Here is a 25947-nt window from a genome sequence, read left to right as displayed (position 1 = left end):
CGCATCAACGCTGTGGGGGCTCCAGCTGTGGCGAGGGCAGCGCCCCCCCAATGCAATGCCGAGCACCAGGAGCGTCGCAAGGGTAACCGAGCAGATCAAGGCGGTAGCCGAGGTGCTGGGCCAGGCGGGCCGCGCGCTGAAGCTGGACGAAGTAGCAGCGCATTTCAGCGGCAGGGGACGCTGGCGCGAGCGTCTGCCTACGCTGCTGGACACCCTCGTGGCCCTGGGTAGGCTTCGCCAGGATGCCGGTGGCCGCTGGACCGATATGACGCGCTGAGCGGGAAACGGCATAGTCGTCGCGCGTATAGAGCGCGCACGGGTTCGCCCAGGAGCGCTCAGACCTTCGCCAGCCATGTGGCGCAGGCCCGCTTTGCGTCATCGAAGGTCTCCGCGTAGCCCGCGTCGACCGGGGTGCCGTCGCGTGTCTCTACCGCGTACGACCAACGCCAAACCTCGTCGCTCTCCCACACGAAGACTCGATGGTCGGCGTAGTTGGCCCCCACCGAACCATCTAGCTGCGGATGCCAGCCACCGGCATCCAGCCGTTGAAGAACACGGGCGACACCGTCGGCCTGGATGCGCTCACGGCTGAACGTAACTGCACCAACCCCTGCGGAGCCCAGCAAACTGCATTCGGCCCATTGAATGTCGATGTCGGTGCGACTTGCCAGTTGGATTGCACGCCGAACGCGCTTTTGGTGGCTCAGTGCAAAGCCACGCTCATCCAATGCCCCGGGAACGTAGCCCACCAGGGCGCCGTTGGCCTTGAAGCCGGCCACCACCGGGGCGCTGGCCGTCGCGGCAAGGCAAATGGCCATTGCCAACTTGCGCATCTCGGGGCCGGTCTTCCGGGCGCTCTCCACTTCCAGCCACAGCACTTGTTGACCCCTCACACAGATGCCGTCGGGAATCTTGACCCCAAGGTCAGCACTTCGACGAAGCTCGGCCTCAGGGTGGATGACAAAACCTAGCCGGTGAAGCTCACACATAATGCCCGTGGCCAAGAGGTCATGCCGCCAGGTCAGCGGCGGCGACCATCCGCCTCCATGGGTCAACTTGCCGATGTCCTTGCCACTGACGGCCACGACCCCTTGCTCGGCCAATAGGCGAACCCCAGCGGTGGCGAGGACCAGCGCACGTCCGGCTCCATCGGGAAGGTCTCGCGCGATTACGAGCCGACGGGCAAGCCAGTCGCGAACGAGCCTGTCGGCAGACTGGCGATTGGCCAAGATGTCGGGCCACATCAGTTTGCCGAGCTCAAAGCTCCTAAGCCAAGTGAACTGACGAAGGAAGAAGAGGCCCCGCGCGTCTTTCAGCCGCCGCTGATCGTGTTGGTTCATGCAAGGTATAGCCGAGGCGGCGTATCTTTTTCATGCTCCAAGCACGCCTGAGCCTTACCCATGGCGTGATGCCACTGGCCTCACCCGAGAGCGCGTCGAACACGTGACGCGTCACAGGGAAATGCCGCCCGGGCAGCTATCACATCATCATTTCCGTGACCCTGCACCCGTGACACCAGTTGCGCGGGCCGCACTTTGCTCACTCATAACGCTGGCTATTCGGGCAGACCGGGGTAGACATTGTCGCAACAACCTGTAACCATCTGAAGCTTTGCTGCAAGGTCTAAGAATGAGCTGGGTTGTTGAAAACGCGGAGTGGGTATTCAGCGGGGTGGGCGCAACCGTTATTGCAATAATTGCAGGGCTGATGTTTACCAAAAAATCGGATGCTCCGCCACCGGGCGTAACCGTAAATAATACGATTCATAACCAGAACGGCTTCCTCGACTCACAAGGCGCCGGCTCATCGTTTTTGCCAGTTGCTCCTCGAATAATAGACAAGAATGCCACACGCATCTTGTTTATTGATGACGATACCAGATTCAAGGTCGTAAAAATTCTTAAAACAGCTGGCTGGCCACACGTAAAGATTGTGAAGGATATCTCATCTTTGGATTCTGCGGAGTTGCTCGAAGCAACGATTCTCTTCATTGACATTCAGGGCGTGGGCAAAGTCTTGGGTTTTGCGGATGAAGGGCTAGGCCTAGCTCAAGCAATCAAGAAGCGACACCCAACCAAGAAATTGGTTATCTACTCCTCACAGCCCTCGGGCGACAGGTTCCACGCGGCCTTACGGGCGGCGGATAGCTCAATAGCGAAGAATGCCGACCCTTATCAATTCATCAGTCTCGTCGAAGACTTGTCGGCGGTCTGATGGCGACGATGCACTACCGGATTGTGGAGGCAACCGGCATTCCCGTTATTTCGATCATGGACCCAGGGTGTTCTGAATGCGCTGCGGGATGCAGTAGCGAGAGCGAAATCGTACCCGCGTGTGATGGTCAGGCGAAACGTCGGCGAGGCTCAAGGACGACAAGTCAAGGCGTGGCCTTTTTATGCACCGACAGGGCTGATTATGTCGAGAGCTCAAAACTCTTCAAGCGACATTTGACATTTCTGTCTGCCATGACCGCTGAATACGTTCAGGTGAAGGCGGAGATTTCCCGACGAGAATTCGAGAAATCCACGAATCTGCTCCATAACCTAGTGAAATTGAATGCACTGGAGTTGCAGGAGCTCTATGCCTTGATGCCTCAAGAGGAGCTCGCAGGCTCGTTTAAAGATCAAACGGTCCTTGTGGCCGACATAGTGCGGCGCGAGCCTAGAGAGGCGGCGGGTGTGCTTCTGCGATTGCTAAAGAATTCGGTATCCGTAAAGAATGAGTTTGCGGTCTACCAGATGCTTTACAACGAGAGCCCCAAGTTGAGCGTTGCGGCTCATTACGTTCACAAGGTGATTTTTAACGTAGTGCATCTGTTCTATCAATTAATGATTGAACGGCGCCTGGAGATTAGGATTGGCGCCAGCGCGGATCGACTACTATTGGACTATGTTTCTTTTCAGGTCGCACTGTATCATCTTATGGATAATGCAGTTAAATACGCCGAGCCTGACTCGCTTATTGAGTTCGCGTTTGAACGAGGCGATTTTGGTGTTCGGATAAATATTTCTATGGAAAGTTTGGCAGTAGACCCGGGGGAGGAAGAATTAATCTTCACCTCCGGAAAGTCCGGGCGCTTTGCAACACTAACGAAGACTGCGGGCGAAGGCCGCGGCATGGGAATCGCAAGAGATTTGTTAAAACTTAATCATGCTGGACTGAAGACGGTCTTCGGCAAGGCGCGTCCTCCCACCGCCAGGTTAGCCCCCAAAGACATACAGTTCGCGAGAAATTTGTTTGTAATAGAGTTTCCCCCGCGGACGGTAGTGAAATCATCGCCCACTGTTAGCAGTCCGATCACGAAGTCGAGTCACATTCGACCGAGCTGGCGCGGGTGACCTCGGGGCGTCTCTGGCATTGCGCTGCAAGGTCGCCACGTAATTGAAATGCATGTGAAATGTGCCGAGAAGGCCCCAACGCATCTTGTTGAGCGCGCCAGCCGCAACGCCTAGCAAGCGTGTGCAACGAAAAGAGGTTCAATCGTAAAGGCGTCTCAGAAGAGGTGCATCAGGGTTGCGAATAATGAAGCAGGCGAACGACGCCATCGTGCCCGTGGCACCATGGAGACGCCGCTGGGCCGAGGCCATGGACCCATTGGACAAGCAAGTACCGCCCTAGGTCGACTCAGCGCGGGCGCCTGGCGATTACGAGCTGATTACCCAGCCGCTTATCAACGCTCGCGCGGATAAGCACACTTAGGCCAACTCCCCGGAGGTCGTCGACCTGCACGCACTGGGTCGCTGCGCTCCTTGCCGTGCTTGCCTTCGAAATCGCCGCTGAACAGCGGCAATTCCTCCAGCGGGCAGGCACTTCGTGTCCAGCCCTCGGGGCGCCTCCCGCGGCCTCCGGCCCCCTCTGCGAGGACCGTTCCACGGGCGGGCAACCGGCTCCCAGCATTCGCCCGCTAACGGGCTCAGCCTGACCTGCGGCCAGCCTCTCCTGCGTCGAGGTGGGACCCGGTTGCCCGCCCGCGCAGCGTCCGGGAGGCGGGGCTTTGCCCCCAACAAGCTTTTGACCGACCAGTCGCCTGCGGCTCCGGCTCGTCGGTCAAAACTTGTCGGCTCCCCCAGCAGGCCGCAGCCTGCACCGTGGCCGTAGGCCCCCACCTCAACGGCTCCGCACCGACCACTGCGCTTCGCTCCGGGCTCGTCGGCGCGGCCCGCTGAGGCGGCCCCCCCACAGGCCCTGCCAGGCCTGCTGCCGTTCGGCGCAGCGAGGAGTTGCCCCGCGGCAGCCCTGGATGCCATGACCGCTTCATAGGCGCGATGAAATCGGCCTGCGCCACAAAAAAAGCCCGGGCGAGGAGGCCCGGGCAAGAGAGGAAATATCTACCAATGAAGAGGCGGAAGTCGCCGACGCAAATCAATGACCTCCACCTCTGTATAGCTCAGTGATCGGCGTATCTTGCTGATCCGTCACCAACGCAAGAAACACGCACCGCATCAAGGCGTTTCAAGGACATCCTGTCAACACAAACAAAGAATCCAGTCGTGCGGGCACAGGGCCTGGAACGCAAGCCAGATTTTTGGGCGTGGCTGCCATCAACGGCGTCCGCGACATGCCGGACGCTCAGCCAGTTGTGGGTCGCACAGAAATGCTGTACATTTGTACGTGACGCCGGCAATTCGCCGGCAACCCGGAGATTTGTACATGGCCCGCACCGAACGACTTGAACTACGGTTGGACGACGAGTTGCTCCAGCGCATCGATACTTGGATGGAGGAAACGGGTCAAGCCAGCTCCCGTTCTGATGCGGTGCGGCAACTGGTGGACATCGGCCTGGGCACGGTGACCGGCAAGAGCGTGCACTTCAGCGATGGCGACAAGCTGAACTTCATGGTCCTGCGCGACATCGTCAAGCACCTGAAGATCAAGAACGCCGAGACCGAGGTCGACTTCGTTGCAGAGACGATCTATGGTGGGCACTACTGGGCGCCCACATGGGAGATGCAGGGGCTGTTCCACAAGCACACAGACCGCCCCGCGGACGTGAGCCTTGTGGTCGACACGCTAGACATGTGGGACTTCATCGAAGCCTGTGTCGAGAAACTATCCCCCGAAGAAACCGAGAAGCTAAAGGCCTCCAACTACGGCTACCTGCCGAAGTTCGCGGGCTTCGACGGCAACAATGAAGCCTCGCTCATGAGCATCGCGCGCTTCCTCGTGGAAAAGATGAACCGCTTCTCCCGCTTCAAGGAGCGCGACTTCAACTCGCACGCGCCGACTGCCGCCCGCTATCGCCGCATGACCATTGCATTCGAGCCCGTCCGGGCTACCTTGGGTTTCGGGCGCGACCTGGGCGTCGACCGGATCATCGAGTTGCTCAAGGTTGAGCGTTAAGTTTGCTCGGACTTCTGCAGCATCGCCACAGGCTGGGAGACCAGCGTGGTAGAAACCGGTCGAACGAGCTCCTCAACGGCAGCGTCTAGTTGGCGGCTCCGGAACTTCAGAGCGCGGCTAAAATGGCCTCCGCAGTTCAACACAACGCTGCAGCACAACGGTGTGTTGAACTCTAAAATGTCCCAGGAAGACCATGGAGATTTGGAGCCCCTCGTCGAGCCTCATCCTCTCCACCAACTCGATCTCAAAGCCTCGGCGTTCGCGCCGAGGCTTTTTTCGTTGATGCGCGCGCCGATCAGGCGTCGAGGGTCAGATGCTGGCCGTGCAGCGCCTGTGCGGCAGGTGATGCCAGAAAAGCCACCGTCTGCGCCGCGACATCCGTCGACACCCAGTCGGCCGGGTTGGCGTCGGGCATAGCCTGCCGATTGGCGGGCGTGTCGAGCACGCTGGGCGCGATGCTGTTGACCCTGATCCCGTGCGGCGACAGTTCGGCCGCCATGGCCTCGACCAGCCGCTGCAGCGCGCTCTTCGACGCGATGTAGGCGGACATCGAGGCCACGCCACGCCCGGCCACCTTGGCCGTGACGGCGATCATGCTGCCGGCTTTGCCCTCGATCATCGACGGTGCGAAGGCCTGCGCCACGGCAACGAAGGACCAGGCGTTGAGGTTCATCATCCGGTCCCAGCTGGCGCGCTCGAGCGTATGCACCGCAGCACCCATCTCGAAACCACCGGCCACATGCACGACCGTGTCGACGCGCTGGAAGGCCTGCACGATCTGCCCCGCGGCGGCCTGCATGCTCGACTCGGACGTCACATCCGCCGCGATCAGCAAATGGCGCGAGTTGTCGAGCCCTGGAAAAGCGTCGGCCAATTGCTTGTCGCTATGACCGATGAGCGCGAGCCGGGCGCCCTCGCCCAGGAAGCGCTGCACCACGGCACGCCCGAGCGCGCCGGCAGCACCGGTGATCACGACGTGCGACGGTTCGGAGGCAGAAGGGAGAGAGGTGGCCATTGTTGGATTTTTGACGGAGGAAAGCTGCCCATCCTACGACAGCCCGATTTCTATGGCTATAATCGCAGTCTTGCCTGATGACAGCGATGTCGATGTCAGTCAGGGGCTCTTAGCTCAGTTGGTAGAGCAGCGGACTCTTAATCCGTAGGTCGAGTGTTCGAGTCACTCAGGGCCCACCACCAACACCCGCGAAAGCGTTGAAAAGCCTGCTACCTCACCGTAGCAGGCTTTTTTCATTTCAGGCTCCCGCTTCGCGCGCACTCTCTCCCGGAAACACAAAAGGCCCCCCTTCATGACGAAGGCAGGCCTTTTGTTTGGCAAGCCGGCACGAAGCCGGCGATCAATCAACGGCTGGGCTTGAAGGCACGCTTGGCCGGATCGCGCGGCACGAACACCTTGCCGCCGCCGGCTGCACCACGCGGGCCGCCGAAGCCTTCGTTGCGCGGGGCGAAGCTCTCGCCACGCGGCGCAAAACCTTCACCGCGGCCCGGGCCACCGGCACCGCGCGGCGCGCTGTCGCCCCAGCCCGGCTTGCGGCCGAAACCACCACCGCCTTCGTCACGGCCACCGCCGAAACCGGCGTTGTGACCCTGGTGTGGGCGGGCACCGGGTGCCGCGCCGCGCGGGCCGCGGTCGTTGAAGTTGCTGGCGCCGGCATAGCCGCCACCATTGCCACCACGCGGACCGGCACCACCGCCGCCGAACTTGCGTTCACCACCGCGCGAATGGGTGTCGCGACCAGCGCCGCCGAAGTTGCCTTGCGGACGCGATTGCGGCATGCGCTGCTGGGGCTCCAGGCCGGGAATGGTCTCGGCCTTGAACTGCTGGTGGCTGTAGTGCTCGATGTCCATGATCTTGCGGCGATCGCGGAACTCGGCGAACGTGACGGCGATGCCGTCGCGACCGGCACGGCCGGTGCGGCCGATGCGGTGGGTGTAATCCTCGGCCTTCATCGGCAGGCCGAAGTTGAAGACGTGGGTGATGGTCGGCACGTCGATGCCGCGGGCAGCAACGTCGGTGGCCACCAGGATCTGCACCTGGCCCTGACGCAGCGCCATCAGGCGGCGGTTGCGCAGGCCCTGGCTCAGGGCACCGTGCAGTGCGACGGCACTGAAGCCGTCCTGCTGCAGGTCGTTGGCAAGGCCGTCGCACTCGACTTGCGTGCTGGCGAACACGATCGCTTGGTTGATCGTGGTGTCGCGCAGCCAGTGGTCGAGCATCTTGCGCTTGTGCTGGGTGTTGTCGGCCCAGAACAGCACCTGCTTGATGTTCGCGTGCTTTTCCTGCGGCGAGTCGATCTGGATCTTCTGCGGCTGGCGCATCACACGGGTCGCGAGCTGCTGAATGCGCGGCGCGAAGGTCGCGCTGAACATCATCGTCTGCTTGCGTTCGATGGTGAGCTGGTTGACTTCGGCCAGATCGTCGGCAAAGCCGAGGTCCAGCATGCGGTCGGCTTCGTCGACCACGAGGAAGCGCACTTGATCGAGCTTGATCTGCATGGAGCGTTGCAGGTCGAGCAGGCGGCCCGGCGTGGCAACCACAAGGTTGGCGTTCTGCAGCTTGGCGATCTGCAGCTGGTAAGGCATGCCGCCCACCACACTGGCGACGCGCAGGCCACGGCAATGCTTGACCAGGTCGATGGCGTCGTGCGCCACCTGCTGGGCGAGCTCGCGCGTCGGGCACAGGATCAGGGCGCCGGGCGTGGCGGCCTTGAAGTTGCGGTTGCTGGTCGGGTCCTTGCGCTTGGCCTTCTTGGGCGGCGCTTCGCCACGGGCGATGGCTTCAGCAGCCAGGCGGTCGGCCTCGGCCTTGAGCGCAGCGGCGGCTTCGGCTTCTTGCGCGAGCAGCGTGTGCAGCACGGGCAGCAGGAAGGCGGCGGTCTTGCCGCTGCCGGTCTGGCTGGACACCAGCAGGTCGATGAAGCGTGCGTTGCCTTCGTCGGAGCTGGTCATCGCCAGGGGGATGACCTTTTCCTGCACGGAGGTCGGTTGCTCGAAGCCGAGGTCGGCCACGGCGGCGACCAGCTCGGGCGCCAGGCCCAGCAGGACGAAGCCGTTGGGCTTCTTCGGGGCTTCGGCTTCAGGCGCGACGTCGTCGGCCAGGTCGAGCACGACGATGTCGTCGGCGACGGAAGAATCGGAATGCGAAACAGCAGCGGATTCACCGGCCACGGCAAATTCGTCGGATTGCACAGGCGCGAAATCGCCCTGCGCTTGGATGTAAGCGTCGGTCATGTAGATAGCTCATACGCGAGCGCTGCCGTAGGCGGCGCCCCGTCGGGTGGTTAAAAACATCAACCATCCAACGACATTCAGCAAGAGCTACGACCTGGGGTCTGCCTTGGCTGCGGCCCGTTCATCGGGCGCGGTGTGCAAGATAGGGAGATGCGAGAAACGCTGCACTGTGCAGCGAAGCCCGCGATTATGACACGGGCCCGGGTTTTTACCTAATCTTCGAGACGAAGAAAGGTCTTGCGGTAGTGGGCCAGCTCGTCGATGGATTCGTGCACGTCGGCCAGCGCAGTGTGCGCCTGCTGCTTCTTGAACGCGTTGTAGGCGGCGGGCTTCCAGCGCTTGGCCAGCTCCTTAAGCGTGCTCACGTCGAGGTTGCGGTAGTGAAAGTAGGCCTCGAGCTTGGGCATGTACTTGACCAGGAAGCGGCGGTCCTGGCCGATGGTGTTGCCGCACATCGGCGAGCCCTGCTTGGGGATGTAGCGCCCGATGAACTCGATCAGCTGCTTCTCGGCTTCGGCTTCATCGACCGTCGACGCCTTCACCTTGTCGATCAGGCCGCTGCGGCCGTGCGTGCCCTTGTTCCAGCTGTCCATGGCGTCGAGCACGGCATCGCTCTGGTGAATGACGAAGACCGGCCCTTCGATGCGCACCGAGAGGTCGGAGCTGGTCACCACGACGGCGATCTCCAGAAGGTGTTCTTTCTCCGGGTCCAGACCGCTCATTTCGCAGTCGAGCCAGACCAGGTTCTGGTCGCTTTTCTTCAGCACGGGGACGGGGGTGGCGGTATTCAGTTCGGCGGTTTCAGGCATCGGTCGATTGTCGTCGAAGGTGCCCCTGCGCCGGGCAAGCCCGTCGACGCGGGGGCTAAACTCGGCGCGCCATGTCCGATGCCCTCACCTTCACCTATGCGTTCGCCGCCGCCCTGCTCGCCGGCCTGGCGGTGAAGTTCTGGCTGGCCACGCGCCAGATCCGCCACGTGGCACGCCATCGCGACGCGGTGCCCGCCGCCTTCGCCAGCACCATGACGCGGGACGCCCACCAGAAGGCGGCCGACTACACGATCGCCAAGAGCCGCTTCGGCCTGGTCGAGATGGCGTGGAGCGCGGCGATGCTGCTGGCGTGGACACTGCTCGGCGGCCTCGACATCCTCAACAAGGTGCTGCTCGGCTGGCTGGGCGGCGGCATGGTGCAGCAACTGGCGCTGCTCGCGGCCTTCGCGCTGATCGGCGGCCTGCTCGACCTGCCCTTCACGCTGTGGCAAACCTTCCGCCTCGAAGAGCGCTTCGGCTTCAACAAGATGACCTTGCGGCTGTGGCTGGCCGACGCAGCAAAGGGCACACTGCTCGGCGCGCTCATCGGCCTGCCGATCGCGGCGCTCATCCTCTGGCTGATGGGCGCCGCGGGCAATCTGTGGTGGCTGTGGGCCTGGGCCGTGTGGATGGGCTTCAACCTGCTGCTGATGCTGGTCTACCCCACGTTCATCGCCCCGCTCTTCAACAAGTTCAAGCCGCTCGACGACGCGAACCTGCAGGTCCGTGTGACGGCCTTGATGCAGCGCTGCGGCTTCGCGGCCAAGGGGCTGTTCGTGATGGACGGCAGCCGCCGCAGCGCGCATGCCAACGCCTACTTCACCGGCTTCGGCGCCAGCAAGCGCGTGGTGTTCTACGACACGCTTCTGCGCCAGCTCAACGCCGGTGAGGTCGAGGCGGTGCTGGCCCACGAGTTGGGGCATTTCAAGCGCCGCCACATCGTCAAGCGCATGGCGGCGATGTTCGCGCTGAGCCTGGCCGGCTTCGCGCTGCTGGGCTGGGTGTCGGGCCAATCATGGTTCTACGCCGGCCTGGGCGTGCAGCCCAACATGGGCGCACCCAACGACGCGCTGGCGCTGCTGCTGTTCATGCTCGCCGTGCCGGTCTTCACTTTCTTCGTGGCACCGCTGCCGGCCTGGCTCTCGCGCAAGCACGAGTTCGAGGCCGACGCCTACGCCATCGCGCAGACCAACGGCACCGACCTGGCCGCCGCGCTGCTCAAGCTCTACCAGGACAACGCGTCGACGCTCACGCCCGACCCGCTGTTCGTCCGGTTCTATTACTCGCACCCACCGGCCTCCGAGCGCCTCGCGCGCATGGCCGCGGCCTGACCCCCGGGAGATCGTCTTCATGCCCAACACCAGCATGCTCAGCGTCAAGGACTGGAAGTCCACGCCGCGGCGCGCCTTGAGCGCCACCGAGATCGTGAGCGCCCTCGCCCGCCTCGACGGCTGGAAGCTCACCGGCGACGGTTCCGATGTCGCGATCGAGAAGACCTACACCTTCGCGAACTACTTCGAGACCATCGCCTTCGTGAACGCGCTCGCCATGGTGGCGCACCGCTTCGACCACCACCCGGACCTGTCGGTGCACTACAACCGCTGCGTGGCGCGCTTCAACACGCACGATGTGTCGGGCATCTCGCAGACCGACCTCGACTGCGCGGCGCAGGCCGACGCCTTGCTGGCGGCCGCATGACCGGAGAACGCGCGCTTGGCTAAGCAACGCGGCGCCGCGGCGGAAGCGGCCTTGCGCGATGGCCTGGTCGTCGCGAGCCACGGTCGCCATTGCCTGGTCGAGACGCCCGAGGGCGAACGCCTGATCTGCCACCCGCGCGGCAAGAAAAGCCAGGCCGTCGTCGGCGACCGCGTGCGCTGGCAGGCGAGTGAAGACGAAGGCACGATCGAACAGGTGGTCGAACGCAAGAACCTGTTCTATCGGCAGGACGAGATCCGCACCAAGTCCTTCGCGGCCAACCTCGATCAGGTGCTGATCCTCATCGCGGCCGAGCCCGAGTTCTCCGAACACCAGTTGGCGCGCGCACTGATCGCGGCCGAGGCCGAGCGCATCACGCCCATCATCGCGCTCAACAAGAGTGACCTGGTCGTGCCCTTCGAGCGGGCCTGGGCGCGGCTCGCACCGTACCGCCGCATGCACCAGGGCGTGCTGCCGCTGTCGCTCAACGCGTCGGCCGAGGTCGACCGCGCGACGCTGCTGAAGCTGCTCGATGGCAAGACCACGCTCGTTCTCGGTCCGTCGGGCGCCGGCAAGAGCACGCTCACCAACCTGCTGGTGCCGGGCGCGTCGGCCTTGACCAACGAGATTTCCTACGCGCTCAATTCCGGCAAGCACACGACCACCAGCACCACGCTGTACTGGGTCGACGCCGAACGCCGCACGGCGCTCATCGATTCCCCCGGCTTCCAGGAATTCGGGCTCAACCACATCGAGCCGATGCAGCTCGCACGGCTGATGCCCGACATCGCCGAACATGCGAACGACTGCAAGTTCTACAACTGCACGCACTTGCACGAACCGGGCTGCGGCGTGATCGCGCAGGTCGATTCGGCCACCCACGCCGGCGCCATCAACGCCACGCGCTACCGCATCTACGGCGAGCTTTTCGCCGAACTGAGCCAGAACCGCTACTGACGGACGCGTCAGCGCGCGGCGGCGATCGCGGCTTCGTAGTCGGCGATGACGGTCGCGGGGTGGAACGGCCGCAGATGCGCGGGCGCTGCATCGAGAAATTCCCGCTGACGCTCGGAAGATTCGAGCAGCGCTGCGATCGCATCGGCCAACGCCGTCGGGTCTTCCGGCTCGACCAGCATGCCGCAGGGTCCGACCGATTCGGGGAGGCCGCCCTGCCGGCTCGCAATGACCACGCATCCGCAGGCAACCGCTTCGATCGGCACCAGCGGCAAGGCCTCCGGCGGTTCGGGCCGGGACGGCACGACGACGATGCGATGCCTGCGCATCGCGTCGCCCAGGCGTGCGCCGCGCAGCACGCCCAACCAGGTCACCTGGTCCTGCAGCCCGAGCGCCACGACGCGCGATTGAAGCGCCACGCGTTCATCGCCATCGCCGGCCACCGACAGCTTCGGACACAGGCCGCGTTGCTTGAGCAACTGCAGCGCGTCGATCAGCACGTCCAGGCCCTTGGCCCGCACGATGCGGCCGACGAACAGCAGCGCGCCATCGCGGACGATGTCCGACGTCGTGTGAAACGACGTGATGTCGTAGGGGTTTCGCATGACGTGCGACCGGGCCAGGGTCACGCTGCGCAGGTATTCGGAGACGGCATAGACCCGCGCACCACGAAGGCTGGCCAGCTTGACGCGATCGCGCCATGTCCGCTCGCCGCTGGGCTGGCTGATGGGCGTATGGTTGACGACCACCCACGGCCTGCGAACCAGACCGAGCGTCAGCGGCCACGCCAAGCCGAGACTGATGTTCGACTGCACCACGGCGTCGGACCAGCGCAGCGCGTCGAGCAGGACGCGTCGCGACGGACGGCGAACGATGCGTGAATCGTAAGCGGCTTCGGATACGGCCGGTTTCGCGGTCAGCACCCGCACATCGTGACCCCGTGCGTGCAACCCGTCGAAGAGCAACTGACTCACCGTCTCGATGCCACCGACGCCCGGTGCGTACGCATAGGACAGCAAGGCAATCTTCATCGGCGCAGGGTGCGGGGTAACGGTGGACATACGGCCGGACAAAGAAGGAGTCGTGGAGCTCATGCTCCGTGTTGAAGGATGTTCTCGAACCCCGCCACGAGCCGTGTGCACTGCGCACGGGTACCGATGCTGATGCGCAGGTACTGATCGATGCGTGGCTCGCGGAAGTGCCGCACCAGCACCGCCCGTTCGCGCAATGCGGTCGCCAGCGCGCCCGCATCGTGCGCGGGGTGCCGCACGAAGACGAAGTTGGCATGCGAAGGCTGCACCTCGAAACCGAGGTCCTCCAACTGCAGCACAAGCCCCTCTCGCGTGTCGACGATCGCATCGCGCGTCTGCTTGAACCAGCGATCATCCTCCAGCGCCGCGATGGCGCCGGCACCTGAAAGTCGATTGATCGGGTAGGAATTGAAGCTGTTCTTCACCCGCGTCAGTGCGTCGATCAACGACGCCTGCCCACAAGCGAAGCCCATGCGCAGTCCGGCGAGGGAGCGCGACTTCGACAGGGTCTGCACCACCAGCAGATTGGGGTGGTCGGCGATCAGCGACACCGCGCTTTCGGCACCGAAGTCGACGTAGGCCTCGTCCACCAGCACCACGCGCGTCGGGCAGGCCACCAGCAGGCGTTCGATGTCGGCCCGCGGCAGCGAGCGCCCGGTCGGCGCGTTGGGGTTGGCGATGACGAGGCCGCCGCAACCCTGCGCCGCTCGAGCCGCCAGCGCATCGATGTCGATGCGCAAGGCGTCGTCGACCGGCTGCAGCGCGCAGTCGATGCCGTAGAGCTGCGCATACACGCGGTAGAAGCTGTAGGTGACGTCCGGAAGCAGTAGCGGCTCGGCCTGTTGGAAGAAGGCGAAGAAGGCGTGCGCCAGCACCTCGTCGGAGCCATTCCCCACGAAGACCTGATTGGCCCGCAGCCCATGGTACGAAGCGACCGCCTCGCGCAACGCCAGCGACTCGGGATCGGGATAGCGCTCCAGGCCGTTCGAGGCCGCCGCGTGGATCGCGTCGAGGACGCGCGGCGACGGCGGGTACGGGTTCTCGTTGGTGTTGAGCTTGACCAGGCCCTCGATGTGCGGCTGCTCGCCGGGCACGTAGGGCTCGAGCGCGCCGATGCGCGGGCTCCAGAACGTCGGGATGGATGCCATCGACAGCCGGTGAACCGTCAACCCAGCAAACGCGCCAGCGTCAACAGCGCCAGCAGCACCATCCACATCACGACCGAACGCCACACCAGGCCGACCACGCTGCGCAGATGGGCCAGGTCGGGCTCGCGGCCGCCGGTGCTGCCGGTATCGCGCAGCGGCTCCGGCCAGCCGGTGTCGGCCATCTGCGCACCGGCCAGCGGGTCGACGGAGGCCAGCGGACGGAGACCACCGCCGCCGAGCCGGACGTTCACCGCGCCGGACGTGGCGGCGAGGATCACACCGTCGTTCGGCTGCGAAAAGCGGCTGGCGTCGTTGCGCCAGCTGTCGATCGCGTCCTCGAAACTGCCGACCACGGCGAACCCCAGTGCCGTGATGCGCGCTGGCAACCAGTCGGCCGCCAGCCAGGCCCGCTGCGCCGCCTGCTGCACCCACATGCTGGACGGCTGCACCACGGCGCCGTCCTTGTGGGCCCAGTAACGGGCGACGAATTCGCTCATCCGGTAGAACACAGCGCCGGCCGGGCCCAGGCCCAGAGCTGCCAGCACGGAGAACCAAGCCAGCACGCCGAACACGTGACGGTGCGCGGCGATCACGGAGTGCTCGATCACATGGCGAATGACCTCGCTACGCGGCAGGTTCGCTGCATCCACATGCTGCCAATGCGCGAGCAGCGAGCGCGCCATCGGCTCGTCGCCCTCTTCCAGCGCGTCGCGAATGCCGGTGAAGTGATGGCTGAACTGGCGGAAGCCCAAGGTGACATAGAGCATGGCGACGCTCCAGAGCACCGCAAATGGCAAGCCCAGCGTCAGCACCAACAACCAATGCACGCCCAGCGTCAACAGCGTGGGCACGAAGACCGCCAACCCCCAGGCCACCCAGCCGTGGTGCGATTGCCCGGCATCGAAGTTGCGGCTGGTCCATCGCGTCCAGGCCAGCACGCCGCCATACACCGGGTTGTGCGTGGCGAGCGGGCGCACCTGCTCGATCAGCAACGCGCACAAGATGGCAAAGAAGCTCATCGGTCGATGATAGCGAGTGGTCCGAAGTGATCTGGACACCGCTTCGTCGAACGCTGCTGACGCATGTGGCTCAAGCACAGAGAAAGCGATAGAGATTTCGCAGCATCCCTGCCGTCGCGCCCCAGACGAAGCGCTCCTGCGGCCCGTCCTGGTAAGGCATCGAGAACCACTGCCGGGCGTTCAGGCCTTCGCCCACCATGGCGTGGCGCCGGTGGTTGGCCGGGTCCATCAGATGCGCGAGCGGGACCTCGAAGGCATCCGCCACTTCCGACGGACTGAGCGTGAGGTGGAAACCAGGCCGCACCAGTGCGATGACCGGCGTGACGATGAAGGAGGTGACGGTGGTGTACGTCGGCAGACTGCCCAGCACCTCGATGTAGTCGGCCGACAGGCCCACCTCTTCCCACGCCTCGCGCAATGCGGCAGCGGCGATGTTGGCGTCTTCAGGATCGACGCGTCCACCGGGGAATGCGACCTGGCCCGAATGGGTCGACATCTGCGTCGCGCGCTCGGTCAGCAGCACCGTCGGCACGTCACGCTGCACGATCGGGACCAGCACGGCGGCCTGCGCCGGTGCGCGGTCACCGATGCGGGGCTCGCGGCGCAGTTCCGGCGTCCAGGGGGGCGGCGTCGCAAAACGGGCACGCAAGGCATGCGCCGTGAGCTCCGATGCCGGCACGGGAGGAAGATCGCTGTCGACCCGCACCACCGGCACTGCGCGCGGATCGAAGGCCGCCAGCGAGACGGCATTGATAGGTTCGACCGGGGCGACGGCTTCCATGGTGGCGCGAAGGAGATTCAAGGGAACGAGGACGGTTTCGACAGGTGACAGGTACAACGCGGGAGGTGCCTGAAAGGTACACGACAGGCCCGCATGCGCACCACCGACGCATGCAAGCACCGCGCCAAAATGCAAAAAGCCGCCTGATTCGGCGGCTTTTTGCGCGGCATGGAAGGCGCAGCTTATTGAGCGGCGGCGGCCTTCATGCGCTTGCCCGGCAGCTTTTCCTTGATGCGTGCCGAACGGCCGCTGCGCTCGCGCAGGTAGTACAGCTTGGCGCGGCGCACATCGCCACGGCGCTTGACTTCGATGGCGGCGATCAGGGGGCTGTAGGTCTGGAACGTGCGTTCCACGCCTTCGCCGCTGGAGATCTTGCGCACCGTGAAGCCGCTGTTGAGGCCGCGATTGCGCTTGGCGATCACGACGCCTTCGTAGGCCTGCACGCGCTTGCGGGTGCCTTCGACGACGTTCACGCTGACGATGACCGTGTCACCGGGCATGAAATCGGGGATGGTCTTGCCGAGCCGGGCGATTTCTTCCTGCTCGAGGGTCTGGATGAGGTTCATGATTTCCTGGATTCGATCGTGACCGCGCTGCACTAAAGGCGTCGTCTCTTGGATGACGCGGCCGGCCAGAGGATCGGGGAGCCCGAGATTATAGCTTTTTTTGCAATGCCAGCTCATCGGCCTTGGTGAGCTTGCCCGCAGCGCGAGCGGCCTCCACCAACTCCGGCCGCCTTGCCGCCGACAAGGACAGCCGCTGGTCGCGCCGCCACCGCTCGATCTGCGCATGGTGGCCCGACATCAGCGGGGCCGGCACGGCTTGGCCGCTCCAGACCTCGGGTCGCGTGTAGTGCGGGCAATCGAGCAGCCCGTCGAGCGCCGGGTTGAAGCTGTCCTGCACATGGCTGGCCTCGTCGCCCAGCACGCCGGGCTGCAGCCGCGCGACTGAATCGAGCAGCGCCATGGCCGCGATCTCGCCGCCTGACAGCACGAAGTCGCCCAGGCTGATCTGGTGCGTGACGCGTGCGTCGATGAAGCGCTGATCGATGCCCTCATAGCGACCGCAGACCAGCACGGCGCCCTCGCTGGCGGCCCACGTCTCGACCGCGGCGTGGCGCAGGGTGTCGCCGATCGGTGAGAACAGCACCACCGGGGCGGGTGAGCCTCGCGCGTCAAGCGCTGCATCGAGGCATGCCGACAACGGCTCGGCCATCATGACCATGCCGGGGCCGCCGCCGAACGGGCGGTCGTCCACCCGGCGGTAGTTGCCCTCGGCATAGTCACGTGGATTCCAGAAGACAAGCTCGACCTGCTTGGACTCGTAGGCGCGCCGCGTCACGCCGCTGGTGAGCAGCGGTGCGAACAATTCGGGGAACAAGGTGAGAACGTCGAAGCGCATGGCGACGCCGGCGCTCAGTAGTCGGGTTGCCAGTCGACCGTGATGAGGCGACCCGCCAGGTCGACCTTGTCGACGAAGGCGGCGACGAAGGGCACCATCCGCTCGACGGGTTTGCCGTCTTCTTCGGCCTCGAGCACCAGCGTGGTCTGCGAACCGCCCGAAAGCAGTTCGCGCACGACGCCCAGGGCGACGCCTTCGCGATTGACCACCGACAGGCCGAGCAGGTCGACCCAGTAGTACTCGTCGTCGCCCGCCGTGGGAAAGCTCGAACGCGGCACGAACACGCGCGCGCCGCGCAAGGCCTCGGCGGCGGTGCGATCGGCCACGTCGTTCGAGGCGGCAACAATGCAGTCGGAATGTTCCTTGGCCTCGCGGATCGCGAGCCGGAAGGCGCCGGTCTTCGGTGTCGAAGTGGCCGGGCCGGAAGGCTGGATGAACCAGCGCTTCGATGAGAAGAGCGCCTCGGGTTGGGCGCTGTGGGGCAGGACCTTGAACCAGCCCTTGATGCCCCAGGCGTCGGCGATGCGCCCCACCTCGATCGCGTCCGCCGGCAATTCGGCGGCTTCGAGCGTGGGCAGCATCCCGGGCCGAGCTTAGGCTGCTGCCTTGGGGGCGGCAGCGGCGGCTTGCTTGATCAGACGCATCACCGTAGGCGAGGCTTGCGCGCCGACGCTCTTCCAGTAGGTCAGGCGATCCTGCGCGATGCGGATGCTTTCTTCGTTTTCCTTGGCGGTCGGGTTGTAGAAACCCAGACGTTCGATGAAGCGGCCATCGCGACGAACGCGCTTGTCCGACACGACGATGTTGAAGAACGGACGACCTTTAGAGCCGCCGCGGGAGAGTCGAATGACGACCATGATTTATCCTTCGGGTGGTGCAGCAAACCCGCAAGGTTCGCCCACAAGAGTTCTTCCAGCGTCGAGACACGCGACATGGCCACCCGGCCAGCGACACGCTGAAAAGCCTGCGATTATAGCCCGGGCGCGGTTTTTGGCTCCAGAATCGTGTCGAGCGCGCGTCCGCGCACGCGCATTGTCTTTTCCACGCACACCCCGCCACGAGCAGCAGCCGCCATGCATCCCCTGACCATCCGCCCCAGCCGCGACGAGGACGTCGCCGCCATCGCCGCCATCTATGCGCACCACGTGCTCAACGGCACCGGCACCTTCGAGACAGATCCGCCCAGCGCGCCAGACATGGCGGCGCGCCGCGCCGACGTGCTGACCAAGCAGCTTCCCTACCTGGTGGCGGAGCGCGACGGACAGATTCTGGGCTTCGCCTACTGCAACTGGTTCAAGCCGCGTCCCGCCTACCGCTTCTCGGCCGAAGATTCCATCTACCTCGCCGAAGCCGCACGGGGCCAAGGCGTGGGCAGCCAGCTGCTGGCCGCGCTCTCACAGGCGGCCGAAACGGCCGGGGTGCGCAAGCTCATCGCGGTGATCGGCGATTCGGCCAACGCCGGCTCGGTCGGTGTGCACCGCGCGCAAGGCTTCGCGCATGTCGGCGTGCTCAAGGACTGCGGCTGGAAGTTCGGCCGATGGCTCGACGTCGTGCTCATGGAAAAGTCGCTGGGCGCTGGCAGCACCACGGCACCCGAGTGACGCACGGCATGAAGAACAAGACACTGGCCGCCTGGCTCGCCTTCGTCGGCGGGCCCTTCGGCCTGCACCGCTTCTACCTGCATGGGCTGGGCGACACGCTCGGCTGGCTGCTGCCCATCCCCACGGCGCTCGGTCTTTACGGCGTCGAACGCGCGCGCCTGCACGGGCTGGACGACGGCCTGAGCTGGGCGCTGATTCCCCTGCTGGGCTTCACCATCGCCGCCTGCGCGCTCACGGCCATCGTCTACGGCCTGACGACGGCAGAGAAATGGAACGCGCGCTTCAATGCCACCGGTCCGGCCGACGCGCCTCCCGGCCAGACCGGGTGGATCACCATCGGTGCGGTGGTCGTCTCACTGCTCATCGGCAGCACCGTGCTGATGGCCAGCATCGCCTTCAGCTTCCAGCGCTACTTCGAGCACCAGGTCGAAGAGGGCCGGAAGATCTCGCAGTAGCGGCGGGAGCCGACGAGCACCCCAACCCAGCCAGCAGACTTCAGAACGTGTGAAGGAACCGTCGCGAGCGCCCCGAGCTTGCGTCGAGGACCGGAGCCGCACTCGCGTGCGGTGAGGACCGCAGATGCGAGATCGGGGTGCGCAGCAGGTTCATTCGCACGTTCTCAGAACACCTGCAGGCTGATCCAGTACGCAAAGGCCGCGACGAAGGCCGACGCGGGGATCGTGAAGATCCATGCCCACACGATGGTCCCCGCCACGCCCCAGCGCACCGCGCTCGCGCGCTGGACCGAGCCCACGCCCACGATGGCGCCGGTGATGGTGTGCGTGGTCGACACCGGGATGCCCAGCGCCGTCGCCAGGAACAGCGTGAGTGCCCCACCCGTCTCGGCGCAGAAGCCGCCGACGGGTTTGAGCTTGGTGATCTTCTGACCCATGGTCTTCACGATGCGCCAGCCGCCGAACATGGTGCCCAGCGCGATCGCGGCGTAGCAACTGACGATGGTCCATGTCGGCGGCGCGTCGGCGCCCGAATGGCCGGTGGCGATCAGCAGCATCCAGATGATGCCGATGGTCTTCTGCGCATCGTTGCCGCCATGGCCGAGACTGTAAGCCCCCGCCGACACCAGCTGCAGGCGACGGAACCAGCGGTCGACCCGCGAGCGCGTGGCACGCCGGCAGACCCACGCCACCAGCACCATCATGGCCGAGCCGAGCGTGAAGCCCAGCAGCGGCGACACGAAGATGAAGGCCACGGTCTTCCAGATGCCCGACGCCACCAGCGCACCCGCGCCGGCCTTGGCGATCACCGCGCCCACGATGCCGCCGATGAGCGCGTGCGACGAGCTGCTCGGGATACCGTAGTACCAGGTCACCAGGTTCCACGTGATCGCACCGATGAGCGCACCGAAGACCACATGCGCGTCGACGATGCCCGGATGCACGATGCCCTTGCCCACCGTCGCCGCCACGCTCAGATGGAAGACGAAGATCGCCGCCAGATTGAAGAAGGCGGCGAAGGCCACCGCCTGGGCGGGCTTGAGCACGCCGGTCGACACGACAGTCGCGATCGAGTTCGCCGCGTCGTGGAAGCCATTCATGAAGTCGAAGGCGATGGCCAGCACGACCAGCAGCACGACGACCCACAGGCCTACCTGTACGGTTGCCATGACAGCGCGCCGGTCAGGAGTTCTCGAGGACGATGCCCTCGATCACGTTGGCGACGTCCTCGCACTTGTCGGTGATGGTCTCGAGCAGCTCGTAGATGGCCTTGAGCTTGATGACCTCGCGCACATCCGGCTCCTCGCGGAACAGCTTGCTCATGGCGCTGCGCATCACGCGGTCGGCGTCGGACTCGAGCCGGTCGATCTCCTCGCAGGTCTTGAGCGTGGCCTCGGCCACGGCCGGGTCGGCGATCTTGCCCAGGTACTTGACGGCGTCCTTCAAGCGGTCGCAGCACTTCACGCTCAGCGCCGTGAGGCGCACGATCTCCTCGGTCATGTGCCGCACGTCGTACAGCGCCATGGTCTCGGCCGAGTCCTGGATCAGGTCGGCCACGTCGTCCATCGTGTTGATGAGCTTGTGGATCTGCTCGCGGTCGATCGGCGTGATGAAGGTCTTGTGGATCAGACGGTTGACGTCGTGCGTCACGCGGTCGGCCGCACGCTCGGCGTTGTCGACGTCGCGGTTGTACTGCTCGCGCAGGTGCAGGTCGTTGTAGTTGGCGACCAGGTTCTCGAACGCACGCGCCGCTTCGACGATGCGTTCGGCGTGCTGGTTGAACATCTCAAAAAAATTGCCCTCTCGGGGCAGCAACTTGCCGAACATGGCGCGGTTTCCTTAAACAATCCGTGTGTCGTCGTGATGACGATTTCGTGACACGCGGAGTGTAAGGGCCCGATGCCGGGCGCCAATTCAGGACTGCAGCACTTTGGACTTGACGAACATCGCCGCCTTCTTCGCGTTCTTCAGGCGCTGCGACAGCGTGACCGGCTTGACGTACGCGCCGCTCGTCGGCCGGTAGTCGATGCGCCAGGCCTGGCGCATGAACGGCGCGTTGGCGCGAAGAAGGCCGCCCTTCGGCGTCTCGGCCGCCAGATAGTTGCCGTTGTGCGAGCGAAGCATCATCTGCGACTCGCCCACCGGGATGTTGTCGAACAGGGCATAGACATCGCACTCGTCGGACAGGCGCACCGTCTCGTCCACGTCGGGGTTGACGCGCAGATAGCGCCCTTCGACCGTGCGCAGGGCGATCTTGCCGCGCCCCTTGAGCTCCATCACGAAGCGGCCGCCGGGCTTTCCCGCAGCCGTCGCCGTCCAGCTGAGGGCATCTTCGTCACCGAGCGCAGGCTCCAGGAAACGGCCGTTGTGGCCTTGAAGGGAGAACGTGTCGGCGAGCGGCGTCGTGAGCTGAATGTCGTCGATCTCGTCGAGACCGACGAAGCGGTAGCCGAGCGCCAACAGCTTCGGCACGAGGTACCGGGTCAGCTCGAGCGTCTTGCTCTTGGCGGCCACGGTGTCCATGTCGGCGGTACCGTCATGCATCACGACGACGCCGCGCCCTTTCTTCTCGATGTCGTCCAGATAGACCTGCGCCGCCTCTTCGACCGACTTGTCAAGCTTCCAGAAATAGCAGTCGATGCCCGCGATGTCCCAGAACACGGGGCCGACATGCCGGAATGAGCTTCGGATGTCCACGTTGAGCTCGCGCGCCACCTCGGGCGACCATTTGCCATAGGTCGCGCGAAAGTAGATGGGCTTGCCCTCGTTGTATTTCTGAATGACGGTGTTGGTCCGGATGATCTGGTCGCGCACATCGCCGTTGACGGACACGTAGTACGGCATATCCGGATGCTCGTACGTGTGATTTCCGATGATGTGCCCTTGCGCGTGCAATTGATCGAGCACGTCGGTGTGCTCCACCGCGTACTTGCCGACCACGAAGAAGGTCGCACGGATCCCATTCGACTGCAGGAAACGTCCGATGTCGCCAGTGGTCGCGCCAGGACCATCGTCGTACGTCAGGCAAAGCGTTTTCGGTGGAAGGTCGATGTTCTCGATGTTCTTGAGCGCAAACATGGCGGTCTCACGTGAATGGAAACGGGTGATGCAGGGCCGGCATGCTCACTGAAACACGTCCAGGTACTCGAGCGCCACGTTCTTGGCCGTTCGGCTATGCAAATACCGCGCCTTGTCGTCCGACATCGTGCCCATGCGGGGTTGTGCCAGATGGCGATCCAGCAGTGCCCTCAGGGCGACCGCATTGCCGACCGGAAACACTTCGCCGAAGCCGCCCACGGCTTCGGGCAGCCCGCCCGCATCCGACACCACCATCTCGCACCCGCATGCCAGGCCCTCGAGTGCCACGATGCCGAAACCTTCGGCACCCAGCGAGGGAACGATCATCACGCGATGTCGGTTCATGGTGCGCGCCAGGGCCTCGTCGCGCTGGAAGCCAAGAAACGAAACGCTGCCTTGCAGCCCATACTCGTCGACCAGCGCCTGCAGCCGGGTCAATTCAACGCCATCGCCCACGATGCTGAGGCTGAACGGCCGCGTCAATCCACGACAGGCATCGAGCAGTAACTCGCAGCCCTTCTGAGACACCAGACGACCGACGAAAAGAAAGTCCCGATTTCTCTTTTCGTCCGGATACAACCGAAAAGCACCGTCGTTGTAACAGTTGAGGATCACGGTGGACTTCACCCGCAGCGCGCGGGCCACGCTCCGACTGACGGAAATATTCTTGGCGACCGAACGAATGACGGCGTTCTTGAGAAAGCCCTTGGAATTGCGCGCGTCAATGACATGGAAATCATTGTGCGAAATGAACAACTTCTTGAAGGGGTTGAAAAGCAGCAGCCACATGCCTTTGAGCGTGATGTTCGGCATGTACCAGACGTCGCTCCAGAAGAAGAGCTTCAATTGCTGAAGCACTCTGGAGGAATGGAAGATCTCGATGCCCTCGACCGGCATATCGGGTGTCTGGCGCTGCTCGGTCACTACCTTGACGTCATGGCCGGAGCGGTGGAATTCCTTGGCGAGCGCAAGCGTCAGGTTTTCGATGCCGCCAATGGCAGGATAAAAAACCGAGCTGTAGATCAGGATCTTCATGCGATCAAACGGCAGGTTGCTCCAGCGCCAGCGAGCCACTTCTTGCGCGATTGCGGCCCCGACCGTCAGGCAGTGGTCAGCGCGAATGTGAACTGGACTGCAATTGTAGCAACATTGTTACGCGGACTTGAACTTTCGCGTTAACTTTGAATCCAGCCGCGCCTGGTCGACGCCGCAGAGGGCACGCCCCGCATCGCGGCCCATTTCATGACGATCCCCGGCGGCGCCTGCGACGCCGAAGCCCGCGGCGACTCACAGCCGTGCGATGGATTGGCCGGCCACGGCCGCAAGTTGTTCCGGCGATACCCTGTCGGGCGCGATCTCGGCCAGCGGCAGCAGCACGAAGGCACGCTGGTTCATGCGGGGGTGCGGCAGGGTGAGCCGAGGCGTCGCCAGCAGGGCGTCGCCGTGGGTCAGGAGGTCCAGGTCAAGTGTGCGCGGCGCATGGCGGTACGGGCGCTCGCGCCCCGCATGCTGCTCCAGCAGCTGCAGCGCGTCCAGAAAGGCCTCCGGCGCCAATCCGGTGTCGACGGCCACCACGGCATTGATGAAGTCGGGCCCGCTCGCCTCGAAAGGTGCGGTGCGGTAGAGCGACGAGCACGCCGTGACCCGCGTGCGCGGAATCATGTCGATCTGCTTCATGGCGATGCGCACCGTCGCCGGCGCATCGCCCAGGTTGGCGCCGAGCGCCACGAACGCCAGGGTCATGGTCGCAGCGTCAGGCGGCTCCGCCGTCGCCCGCGCTGCCGCCGGTGCGCGGCTTGCGGCGCCGCCGGCGCTTGCGCGGTGCTTCGCCGTCGGGCGGCACCGCACCGGCGACCTCGCCACCATCGTCGGCCTCGTCACGCTCGGGCTCGTCGCGGTCCGCCCCGACGGCCGCCGGCGCATCGGTGCGATCCGTGCGTGAGGCCGGCTTGGCGCGCACGCGGGTGCGGGTCGGCGCCTTTTGTTCTTCGCGAACCTGGTCGAGCAGGTCCTGCCGGCGCAGGTCGTCGGCGGTGCTGAATTCCTGCCACCATTCGGCGATGGCCTCGCTCACCTCACCAACGTCGGCGCGCAGGCGCATGAAGTCGAAGGCGGCACGGAAGCGCGCCTGCTCGACCAGGCTGTAGGGCGTGGCGCCGACGCGCTTGTCGAAGCGCGGCTGCATCATCCAGATCTCGCGCATGTCGCCGCCGAGCTTGCCGCGGCCCGACACGTCGCCGATGCGGGTGTTGAAGACGTCGTCGATCGCGTCCTGCAGCGCCGGGAAGGCGGGCTGGCCGCGCTGGCCGTTGCGCCCTTCGAGGCGCTGGGCCCAGCCGTCGCGCACATCGGCCCACAGCACGCAGGCGAGCAGGAAGCTCGGCGCCACCGGCTTGCCTTCGCCGACGCGGCGATCGGTGTCCATCAGGGCCGCCTTCACGAAGGGCTGCTCGGCGCGCTCGACCACCACGTCGAGCAGCGGGTAGATCCCGGTCGCCAGGCCCAGCTTGCGCAGCTGGGCGATGGTGGCCACGGCATGGCCGGTCTGCAGGAGCTTGAGCATCTCGTCGAACAGGCGGCTCTGCGGCACGTCGGCCAGCAGCTTGCTCGAGGCGATGAGCGGCGCGGCCGTCTTGGGTTCGATCTCGAAGCCCAGCGCGGCCAGCTTGGCCGAGAAGCGAATCGCGCGAATGATGCGCACCGGGTCTTCACGGTAGCGGGTGATCGGGTCGCCGATCATGCGCAGCACCAGCTTCTTCGCGTCCTTGATGCCGTTGTGATAGTCCACCACGATGCCGCTCGCCGGGTCGTAGTACATGGCGTTCACGGTGAAGTCGCGGCGCGCCGCGTCTTCTTCCTGCGGGCCCCAGACGTTGTCGCGCAGCACGCGGCCGCTCGAGTCGACGGCATGCGTCATGCCGGCGAGTTCGCCCTTGCTGGTGCGCTCGTTGCCCTTGACCTGCTCGGCCGCCGCGTTGTCCATGTAGGCACGGAAGGTCGAGACCTCGATGACCTCATGCTCGCGACCACGGCCGTACACCACGTGCACGATGCGAAAGCGCCGGCCGATGATGAAGGCGCGGCGAAAGAGGCTCTTGACCTGCTCAGGCGTCGCATTGGTCGCCACATCGAAATCCTTCGGCCGCAGGCCCAGCAACAGGTCGCGCACCGCGCCGCCCACCACGTAAGCCTCGTAGCCGGCGCCCTGCAGCGTGGTCACCACGTTCTTGGCGCGCTCGTCGACCAGGTTGGGGTCGATGCCGTGGACGCTGGCGGGCACTTCCTGGCGCTTTCCGAAGCGCGCCTTGGCGCTGGCGCTGGCGCCGCCCGACTTGCCGAGCAGTTTGTCGATGAAGGTCTTGATCATGGGAGAAAAGGTCGGACGC

At 64.6% G+C, this 25947-nt stretch carries 26 protein-coding genes and 1 tRNA gene; 9 read left to right on the top strand and 18 right to left on the bottom strand.

The genetic code is table 11. From position 1 onward, the window contains the following. Positions 1-335: 335 nt before the first annotated feature. Complete coding sequence (locus ACSFA0_RS07015; protein ID WP_435449487.1) at positions 336-1340, bottom strand: hypothetical protein; 1005 nt, start codon at positions 1338-1340, stop codon at positions 336-338. A gap of 289 nt (positions 1341-1629) precedes the next feature. Between ACSFA0_RS07015 and ACSFA0_RS07010 the strand changes: the two genes are divergently transcribed. The 3 genes from ACSFA0_RS07010 (at position 1630) to ACSFA0_RS07000 (ending at position 5340) form a co-directional block, all read left to right on the top strand. Next, positions 1630-2214, top strand: a complete 585-nt coding sequence (locus tag ACSFA0_RS07010; protein ID WP_435449486.1) for a DNA-binding transcriptional response regulator — start codon at positions 1630-1632, stop codon at positions 2212-2214. Between the two features lie 251 nt (positions 2215-2465). Continuing rightward, complete coding sequence (locus tag ACSFA0_RS07005) at positions 2466-3338, top strand: ATP-binding protein (protein WP_435449485.1); 873 nt, start codon at positions 2466-2468, stop codon at positions 3336-3338. Between the two features lie 1312 nt (positions 3339-4650). Next, positions 4651-5340: a YfbU family protein gene (locus ACSFA0_RS07000; protein WP_435449484.1), complete on the top strand. Its 690-nt coding sequence runs from the start codon at positions 4651-4653 to the stop codon at positions 5338-5340. 295 nt (positions 5341-5635) lie between these two features. Here the strand turns inward: ACSFA0_RS07000 and ACSFA0_RS06995 are convergent, their stop codons facing one another. Beyond that, positions 5636-6355: an SDR family NAD(P)-dependent oxidoreductase gene (locus tag ACSFA0_RS06995; RefSeq protein WP_435449483.1), complete on the bottom strand. Its 720-nt coding sequence runs from the start codon at positions 6353-6355 to the stop codon at positions 5636-5638. Positions 6356-6458: 103 nt separating this feature from the next. On the opposite strand from ACSFA0_RS06995, the gene ACSFA0_RS06990 reads away from it, so the two are divergent. Continuing rightward, positions 6459-6534, top strand: a tRNA-Lys gene (locus ACSFA0_RS06990). Between the two features lie 165 nt (positions 6535-6699). On the opposite strand, the gene ACSFA0_RS06985 is transcribed toward ACSFA0_RS06990, so the two are convergent. After that, the gene (locus ACSFA0_RS06985; protein ID WP_435449482.1) at positions 6700-8589 is read right to left on the bottom strand and encodes a DEAD/DEAH box helicase; all 1890 of its coding nucleotides are present in this window, start codon (positions 8587-8589) and stop codon (positions 6700-6702) included. A 212-nt stretch (positions 8590-8801) separates the two neighbouring features. Further along, positions 8802-9398, bottom strand: coding sequence for an oligoribonuclease (orn, locus tag ACSFA0_RS06980; RefSeq protein WP_435449481.1), 597 nt, complete (start codon positions 9396-9398; stop codon positions 8802-8804). Between the two features lie 71 nt (positions 9399-9469). On the opposite strand from orn, the gene ACSFA0_RS06975 reads away from it, so the two are divergent. Genes ACSFA0_RS06975 through rsgA form a run of 3 tightly spaced genes read left to right on the top strand, consistent with a single transcriptional unit; the run spans position 9470 to position 12050 of the window. After that, the gene (locus ACSFA0_RS06975) at positions 9470-10729 is read left to right on the top strand and encodes a M48 family metallopeptidase (protein WP_435449480.1); all 1260 of its coding nucleotides are present in this window, start codon (positions 9470-9472) and stop codon (positions 10727-10729) included. Positions 10730-10748: 19 nt separating this feature from the next. After that, positions 10749-11096 carry a 4a-hydroxytetrahydrobiopterin dehydratase gene (locus ACSFA0_RS06970; RefSeq protein WP_435449479.1) on the top strand — a complete coding sequence of 116 codons (348 nt, stop codon included), beginning with the start codon at positions 10749-10751 and terminating at the stop codon, positions 11094-11096. Between the two features lie 15 nt (positions 11097-11111). Then, a complete protein-coding gene (gene rsgA / locus ACSFA0_RS06965; protein WP_435449478.1) occupies positions 11112-12050 on the top strand; it encodes a ribosome small subunit-dependent GTPase A in 939 nt (312 codons plus the stop codon). An 8-nt stretch (positions 12051-12058) separates the two neighbouring features. On the opposite strand, the gene ACSFA0_RS06960 is transcribed toward rsgA, so the two are convergent. The 8 genes from ACSFA0_RS06960 to rpsP form a co-directional block, all read right to left on the bottom strand. Next, positions 12059-13078: a glycosyltransferase family 4 protein gene (locus tag ACSFA0_RS06960; protein WP_435449477.1), complete on the bottom strand. Its 1020-nt coding sequence runs from the start codon at positions 13076-13078 to the stop codon at positions 12059-12061. 59 nt (positions 13079-13137) lie between these two features. Next, positions 13138-14226 carry a histidinol-phosphate transaminase gene (gene hisC / locus ACSFA0_RS06955; protein WP_435449476.1) on the bottom strand — a complete coding sequence of 363 codons (1089 nt, stop codon included), beginning with the start codon at positions 14224-14226 and terminating at the stop codon, positions 13138-13140. Positions 14227-14243: 17 nt separating this feature from the next. Further along, the gene (locus tag ACSFA0_RS06950) at positions 14244-15245 is read right to left on the bottom strand and encodes a CobD/CbiB family protein (RefSeq protein ID WP_435449475.1); all 1002 of its coding nucleotides are present in this window, start codon (positions 15243-15245) and stop codon (positions 14244-14246) included. 70 nt (positions 15246-15315) lie between these two features. Continuing rightward, on the bottom strand, positions 15316-16026 hold the full coding sequence (locus tag ACSFA0_RS06945; RefSeq protein WP_435450916.1) for a CoA pyrophosphatase: 711 nt from the start codon (positions 16024-16026) through the stop codon (positions 15316-15318). Positions 16027-16208: 182 nt separating this feature from the next. Beyond that, the gene (rplS, locus tag ACSFA0_RS06940) at positions 16209-16592 is read right to left on the bottom strand and encodes a 50S ribosomal protein L19 (RefSeq protein WP_435449474.1); all 384 of its coding nucleotides are present in this window, start codon (positions 16590-16592) and stop codon (positions 16209-16211) included. Between the two features lie 88 nt (positions 16593-16680). Next, positions 16681-17427, bottom strand: a complete 747-nt coding sequence (gene trmD / locus ACSFA0_RS06935) for a tRNA (guanosine(37)-N1)-methyltransferase TrmD (protein ID WP_435449473.1) — start codon at positions 17425-17427, stop codon at positions 16681-16683. 14 nt (positions 17428-17441) lie between these two features. After that, positions 17442-18008, bottom strand: coding sequence for a ribosome maturation factor RimM (rimM, locus tag ACSFA0_RS06930; RefSeq protein ID WP_435449472.1), 567 nt, complete (start codon positions 18006-18008; stop codon positions 17442-17444). Between the two features lie 12 nt (positions 18009-18020). Beyond that, on the bottom strand, positions 18021-18284 hold the full coding sequence (gene rpsP, locus ACSFA0_RS06925; protein ID WP_187108420.1) for a 30S ribosomal protein S16: 264 nt from the start codon (positions 18282-18284) through the stop codon (positions 18021-18023). A gap of 216 nt (positions 18285-18500) precedes the next feature. Between rpsP and ACSFA0_RS06920 the strand changes: the two genes are divergently transcribed. After that, positions 18501-19028: a GNAT family N-acetyltransferase gene (locus ACSFA0_RS06920; RefSeq protein ID WP_435449471.1), complete on the top strand. Its 528-nt coding sequence runs from the start codon at positions 18501-18503 to the stop codon at positions 19026-19028. 8 nt (positions 19029-19036) lie between these two features. Further along, complete coding sequence (locus ACSFA0_RS06915; RefSeq protein ID WP_435449470.1) at positions 19037-19483, top strand: TM2 domain-containing protein; 447 nt, start codon at positions 19037-19039, stop codon at positions 19481-19483. Positions 19484-19647: 164 nt separating this feature from the next. Here the strand turns inward: ACSFA0_RS06915 and ACSFA0_RS06910 are convergent, their stop codons facing one another. The 6 genes from ACSFA0_RS06910 to pcnB all read right to left on the bottom strand — a co-directional run bounded on the left by ACSFA0_RS06910 (position 19648) and on the right by pcnB (position 25928). Further along, positions 19648-20652 carry an inorganic phosphate transporter gene (locus ACSFA0_RS06910; RefSeq protein WP_435449469.1) on the bottom strand — a complete coding sequence of 335 codons (1005 nt, stop codon included), beginning with the start codon at positions 20650-20652 and terminating at the stop codon, positions 19648-19650. A 13-nt stretch (positions 20653-20665) separates the two neighbouring features. After that, complete coding sequence (locus tag ACSFA0_RS06905) at positions 20666-21310, bottom strand: DUF47 domain-containing protein (protein WP_435449468.1); 645 nt, start codon at positions 21308-21310, stop codon at positions 20666-20668. A gap of 87 nt (positions 21311-21397) precedes the next feature. Next, positions 21398-22561 (bottom strand): polysaccharide deacetylase family protein, encoded by a 1164-nt coding sequence (locus ACSFA0_RS06900; protein WP_435449467.1) that lies wholly within the window; start codon positions 22559-22561, stop codon positions 21398-21400. A gap of 45 nt (positions 22562-22606) precedes the next feature. Next, entirely contained in the window at positions 22607-23596 is a 990-nt protein-coding gene (locus ACSFA0_RS06895; protein WP_435449466.1) for a glycosyltransferase family 4 protein, read from the bottom strand. A 252-nt stretch (positions 23597-23848) separates the two neighbouring features. Then, a complete protein-coding gene (gene folK, locus ACSFA0_RS06890; protein WP_435449465.1) occupies positions 23849-24304 on the bottom strand; it encodes a 2-amino-4-hydroxy-6-hydroxymethyldihydropteridine diphosphokinase in 456 nt (151 codons plus the stop codon). Between the two features lie 10 nt (positions 24305-24314). Next, positions 24315-25928 (bottom strand): polynucleotide adenylyltransferase PcnB, encoded by a 1614-nt coding sequence (pcnB, locus tag ACSFA0_RS06885; RefSeq protein WP_435449464.1) that lies wholly within the window; start codon positions 25926-25928, stop codon positions 24315-24317. Positions 25929-25947 lie beyond the last annotated feature (19 nt).

The organism is Variovorax restrictus, from assembly GCF_051216715.1.
Taxonomy (GTDB): domain Bacteria; phylum Pseudomonadota; class Gammaproteobacteria; order Burkholderiales; family Burkholderiaceae_C; genus Variovorax.
Note: the sequence above shows the minus strand (reverse complement) of the source record. Positions and strands in the feature narration are given on the sequence as shown.

Excerpts from the sequence above, each read along its gene's own strand:
- ACSFA0_RS06975 (WP_435449480.1), top strand. The coding sequence starts at position 9,470 with ATGTCCGATGCCCTCACCTTCACCTATGCGTTCGCCGCCGCCCTGCTC.
- ACSFA0_RS06900 (WP_435449467.1), bottom strand. The coding sequence starts at position 22,561 with ATGTTTGCGCTCAAGAACATCGAGAACATCGACCTTCCACCGAAAACG.
- ACSFA0_RS06960 (WP_435449477.1), bottom strand. The coding sequence starts at position 13,078 with ATGAAGATTGCCTTGCTGTCCTATGCGTACGCACCGGGCGTCGGTGGC.
- ACSFA0_RS06895 (WP_435449466.1), bottom strand. The coding sequence starts at position 23,596 with ATGAAGATCCTGATCTACAGCTCGGTTTTTTATCCTGCCATTGGCGGC.
- ACSFA0_RS07010 (WP_435449486.1), top strand. The coding sequence starts at position 1,630 with ATGAGCTGGGTTGTTGAAAACGCGGAGTGGGTATTCAGCGGGGTGGGC.
- folK (WP_435449465.1), bottom strand. The coding sequence starts at position 24,304 with ATGACCCTGGCGTTCGTGGCGCTCGGCGCCAACCTGGGCGATGCGCCG.
- ACSFA0_RS06905 (WP_435449468.1), bottom strand. The coding sequence starts at position 21,310 with ATGTTCGGCAAGTTGCTGCCCCGAGAGGGCAATTTTTTTGAGATGTTC.
- ACSFA0_RS06970 (WP_435449479.1), top strand. The coding sequence starts at position 10,749 with ATGCCCAACACCAGCATGCTCAGCGTCAAGGACTGGAAGTCCACGCCG.
- trmD (WP_435449473.1), bottom strand. The coding sequence starts at position 17,427 with ATGCGCTTCGACGTTCTCACCTTGTTCCCCGAATTGTTCGCACCGCTG.
- rimM (WP_435449472.1), bottom strand. The coding sequence starts at position 18,008 with ATGCTGCCCACGCTCGAAGCCGCCGAATTGCCGGCGGACGCGATCGAG.
- ACSFA0_RS06985 (WP_435449482.1), bottom strand. The coding sequence starts at position 8,589 with ATGACCGACGCTTACATCCAAGCGCAGGGCGATTTCGCGCCTGTGCAA.
- ACSFA0_RS06910 (WP_435449469.1), bottom strand. The coding sequence starts at position 20,652 with ATGGCAACCGTACAGGTAGGCCTGTGGGTCGTCGTGCTGCTGGTCGTG.
- ACSFA0_RS07000 (WP_435449484.1), top strand. The coding sequence starts at position 4,651 with ATGGCCCGCACCGAACGACTTGAACTACGGTTGGACGACGAGTTGCTC.
- pcnB (WP_435449464.1), bottom strand. The coding sequence starts at position 25,928 with ATGATCAAGACCTTCATCGACAAACTGCTCGGCAAGTCGGGCGGCGCC.
- hisC (WP_435449476.1), bottom strand. The coding sequence starts at position 14,226 with ATGGCATCCATCCCGACGTTCTGGAGCCCGCGCATCGGCGCGCTCGAG.
- rpsP (WP_187108420.1), bottom strand. The coding sequence starts at position 18,284 with ATGGTCGTCATTCGACTCTCCCGCGGCGGCTCTAAAGGTCGTCCGTTC.
- orn (WP_435449481.1), bottom strand. The coding sequence starts at position 9,398 with ATGCCTGAAACCGCCGAACTGAATACCGCCACCCCCGTCCCCGTGCTG.
- ACSFA0_RS06945 (WP_435450916.1), bottom strand. The coding sequence starts at position 16,026 with ATGGAAGCCGTCGCCCCGGTCGAACCTATCAATGCCGTCTCGCTGGCG.
- ACSFA0_RS07015 (WP_435449487.1), bottom strand. The coding sequence starts at position 1,340 with ATGAACCAACACGATCAGCGGCGGCTGAAAGACGCGCGGGGCCTCTTC.
- rplS (WP_435449474.1), bottom strand. The coding sequence starts at position 16,592 with ATGAACCTCATCCAGACCCTCGAGCAGGAAGAAATCGCCCGGCTCGGC.
- ACSFA0_RS06915 (WP_435449470.1), top strand. The coding sequence starts at position 19,037 with ATGAAGAACAAGACACTGGCCGCCTGGCTCGCCTTCGTCGGCGGGCCC.
- ACSFA0_RS06950 (WP_435449475.1), bottom strand. The coding sequence starts at position 15,245 with ATGAGCTTCTTTGCCATCTTGTGCGCGTTGCTGATCGAGCAGGTGCGC.
- ACSFA0_RS06920 (WP_435449471.1), top strand. The coding sequence starts at position 18,501 with ATGCATCCCCTGACCATCCGCCCCAGCCGCGACGAGGACGTCGCCGCC.
- ACSFA0_RS07005 (WP_435449485.1), top strand. The coding sequence starts at position 2,466 with ATGACCGCTGAATACGTTCAGGTGAAGGCGGAGATTTCCCGACGAGAA.
- ACSFA0_RS06995 (WP_435449483.1), bottom strand. The coding sequence starts at position 6,355 with ATGGCCACCTCTCTCCCTTCTGCCTCCGAACCGTCGCACGTCGTGATC.